General features: G+C 74.5%; 4 protein-coding genes and 1 pseudogene. All 5 read left to right on the top strand.

The genetic code is table 11. From position 1 onward, the window contains the following. The first annotated feature begins 78 nt into the window (after positions 1-78). Complete coding sequence (locus tag AC2VNT_RS10140) at positions 79-999, top strand: DMT family transporter (protein ID WP_486946730.1); 921 nt, start codon at positions 79-81, stop codon at positions 997-999. Between the two features lie 2 nt (positions 1,000-1,001). Continuing rightward, entirely contained in the window at positions 1,002-1,685 is a 684-nt protein-coding gene (locus AC2VNT_RS10135) for a class III extradiol ring-cleavage dioxygenase family protein (protein ID WP_486946729.1), read from the top strand. Then, positions 1,682-2,623 (top strand): tRNA (adenosine(37)-N6)-dimethylallyltransferase MiaA, encoded by a 942-nt coding sequence (gene miaA / locus AC2VNT_RS10130; protein WP_486946728.1) that lies wholly within the window; start codon positions 1,682-1,684, stop codon positions 2,621-2,623. Before AC2VNT_RS10135 ends, miaA begins: the two co-directional genes overlap by 4 nt. Positions 2,624-2,680: 57 nt before the next feature. Then, a complete protein-coding gene (gene dapF, locus AC2VNT_RS10125; RefSeq protein ID WP_486946727.1) occupies positions 2,681-3,547 on the top strand; it encodes a diaminopimelate epimerase in 867 nt (288 codons plus the stop codon). After that, positions 3,544-3,718: pseudogene (locus tag AC2VNT_RS10120) on the top strand (GTPase HflX); the annotation flags it as partial. The gene dapF and the pseudogene AC2VNT_RS10120, both read left to right, overlap by 4 nt.

Below are 3,718 nucleotides of genomic sequence, written 5' to 3'. Positions count from 1 at the left end.
GGGCCGCCGTGTCGGCGCTTCGCTGACCGGCCCCGGGCGGGGTGGCGGGTATTGTTGCCCGGTTGAGGAGGGCTGCCTATGTCGACCGCGAACATCGTCGCGGCGTTGCTCGCGCTGGCCGCGGCGCTGGCGTCCGCGATCGGTGACGTGATCCGGCAGCGGTCCGCGCAGGAGATCACCGACAAGAAGGTCGGTCACCTGGAGTTGTTCTGGCTGTCGCTGCGCGACGCCCGGTGGTGGACTGGCGGCGCGGCGGCGGTGGCCAACTACGCGCTGCAGGCGCTGGCCCTGGCGGCGGGTTCGGTGATGCTGGTGACCGGTCTGCAGGTGACCGCGCTGCTGTTCGCGTTGCCGATCTACGCCTGGTTCCTCCGGCGCCGGGTGAGCAGCTGGGAGTGGGCCTGGGCGGCGCTGCTGGCGGTGGCGCTGGCGGTGGTGGTGGTGGTCGGCGACCCGGCCGAGGGCGCCCACAACGCGCCGGCGCGCACCTGGCTGGTGGTGACGATCGTGCTGGGCACGGTGCTGGTGGGCTGTGTGCTCGGCGCCCGCATCTACGCCGGCCAGCCGGCTGCCGCGGTGCTGCTGGCGCTGGTGGCCGGCACCTCACTGGCGGCGTTCGCGGTGCTGACCAAAGTGCTGGTTGACACGCTCAAGGCGGACGGGATCGGCGGGGTGCTGCACTCACCGGCTCTGCTGCCCTGGCTGCCGGCGACGCTGGCCGGGATGATCTTTCAGCAGTCGGCGTTTCGGGCTGGGGCGCTGACCGCGTCGATGCCGACAATGGTGGTGACCAAGCCCCTGGTGGCGACCGTCCTCGGCGTGCTGTTGCTCAACGAGACCATCCAGGCCGGTGGCGTCGAGGACGCGGTGGTGGTGATCGGTGTGGTGCTGGTGGTGATCGCCACCGCGGCGCTGGCCCGGGGCGAGGCCGCAAGTCTGGCCGCCGAGACCGGCGGCAGTGACACGGTCCGGCCGGCACCGGCACCCACGCCGCGATAGCCGTGCTGGGCGCGATCGCGATCATGCCGTCGGCACCGGTGCTGGTGCCCGAACTCGCCGGCGCGGCGGCCGAAGAGCTCGCCGACCTGCGGGCCGCGGTGATCTCCGCGGCCGAGGCGCTGCCGCAGCGCTGGATCGCGGTCGGAGTCGGGCCGGCCGAGGCGGTGTTCGGGCCGGAGAGCGTAGGCACGTTCGCCGGCTACGGCGCCGATGTCGCGGTGCGGCTCTCCCCGCGGGCGGCGACGCCGGCGGTCCTCCCGCTCTGTGCGCTGATGGCCGGCTGGGTGCGCGGCGAGGCGCAACCGGACGCGCAGCTACAGGTGCGGGTCTACCCCGACCCGGATCGTGCGGTGGGTCAGGGCCAGCGGCTGCGCACCGAGATCGAGCGGGCCGCCGATCCGGTCGGCGTGCTGGTGGTCGCCGACGGCGCCAACACGCTCAGCCCGGCCGCACCGGGCGGCTACCACCGGGAAGACATCGACGTCCAGTGCCGCCTCGACGACGCGCTGGCGGCCGGCGACGCCGGTGCACTGGCCGCGCTGCCCGCCGCGGTGCTCGGCCGGGCCGGGTTCGCGGTGCTGGCCGGGCTGACCGGACGGGGTCGGCTCGCTCCGCGGTCGGTGAGCGTGCTCTACCGCGGTGCTCCCTACGGCGTCGGCTACTTCGCCGGGGTCTGGCAGCCGTGAGGCCGCTGGCGGTCGTCGGCCCCACCGGGACCGGCAAATCGCAGCTGGCGCTGGACGTCGGCGAGCATCTGGCGACGCTCGGCGTCGCCGCCGAGATCGTCAACGCCGACGCCATGGCGCGCTACCGCGGAATGGACATCGGCACCGCGAAACCGCCGGTGGCCGAGCGTCGCGGCATCCCGCACCACCAGCTGGACGTGCTCGACGTCACCGAGACCGCGACCGTCGCGGGATACCAGCGGGCGGCGGCCGCCGACGTCGAGGCGATCATCGCGCGCGGTGCGGTGCCGATCGTGGTCGGCGGCTCGATGCTCTACCTGCAGGCACTGCTCGACGACTGGTCGTTCCCGGCGACCGACCCGGCGGTGCGGGCCCGCTGGGAGCGACGGCTGGAACAGGTCGGCGCCGCCGCCCTGCACACCGAGTTGGCCACCCGCGATCCGGGCGCCGCGGCGGCCATCCGGCCGACCGACGGTCGGCGCATCGTGCGGGCGCTGGAGGTGGGGGAGCTGACCGGGCGGCCGTTCGCGGCCTCCGCGCCGGCCATCGGAGCACCCCGGTGGGGCACCGCGATCATCGGGCTGGACCACGACACGGCGCTGTTGGACGCGCACCTGGCGCGGCGAACCGAGACGATGTTCGACCACGGTCTGGTCGCCGAGGTGACGGCGCTGTTGGCGCACGGGCTGCGCGACGGGGCGACCGCCGCGCGGGCGTTGGGCTACGCCCAGGTGATCGCCGCGCTGGACGCCGGCGGCGACGACGACGCGCTGCGCCGGGCCCGGGAGCAGACGTTTACCGGCACCCGCAGATATGTGCGGCGACAGCGGTCGTGGTTTCGTCGCGATCACCGAATCGGCTGGCTGGACAGCGGGGACGCGTCCGGGGCCGTCGATCTCGTGCAGGCCGCGGTGCGGGCGTGGCGGGACGTATCCTGAGCTGGTGATCCGTGGCGGCGACGATGGTTCCGGTGCTGGCGGGGGAGAGTGGCGCCGATGATCTTCGCCAAGGGCCACGGCACCCAGAACGACTTCGTGCTGCTGGCCGACCCGGCCGCGGAGCTCGGCTTGGCCGCGGCGGCGGTGGCCGCGCTGTGCGATCGCCGGCGCGGGCTCGGCGCCGACGGCGTGCTGCGGGTGACCACCGCCGGCGCCGCGGTCGCCGCCGGCGTGCTGCACCGGCTGCCCGAGGGGGTGGCCGCCGCCGACTGGTTCATGGATTACCGCAACGCCGACGGATCGGTGGCCGAGATGTGTGGCAACGGCGTCCGGGTCTTCGCGCACTACCTGCGGGTCAGCGGGCTGGAGAGCCGCGACGAGTTCGTGGTCGGCACGCTGGCCGGCCCCCGGCCGGTCAGCGTGCACTACGTCGACCCGGTCAGCGCCGACGTCACCGTCGACATGGGCAAACCCACCCCGCTCGGCCCCGGCACCGCCACCGTCGGTGGGCGCCGCTTCTCCGGGCTCGCCGTCGACGTCGGCAACCCGCACCTGGCCTGTGTGGGTCCGGGGCTGTCGGCCGCCGAGCTGGCCGAGCTGGAGGTGGCCGCCCCGGTCACCTTCGACCGCGACCAGTTCCCGGACGGGGTGAACGTCGAGGTGCTCACCGCGCCCCGGGACGGGTCGGTCTCGATGCGGGTGCACGAACGCGGCGTCGGCGAGACCCGGTCCTGCGGAACCGGAACGGTCGCCGCCGCGGTGGCCGCGCTGCAGCACCTCGGCACCTCGACCGGGTCGATCCGGGTCGGTGTTCCCGGCGGGGAGGTCAGTGTCTCGGTGACCGATGCCACCAGCTACCTGCGCGGCCCGTCGGTGCTGGTGGCCCACGGCGAGGTGGCCGACCAGTGGTGGTCGGCGCAGTGAGCGGGCCGCACCCACCCAGCATCGGCGATCTGGCCCTCGACGACCGCTCCGCGCTGCGCCGGGTCGCCGGGCTCTCCACCGAGCTGGCCGACATCTCCGAGGTGGAGTACCGGCAGCTGCGGCTGGAGCGGGTGGTGCTGGTCGGCGTCTGGACCGATGGCAGCACCGCCG

This window comes from Mycobacterium sp. TH-M15, assembly GCF_057473705.1.
The sequence above is the reverse complement of the archived record's forward strand: the minus strand, read 5'-3'. Positions and strand labels throughout refer to the sequence as shown.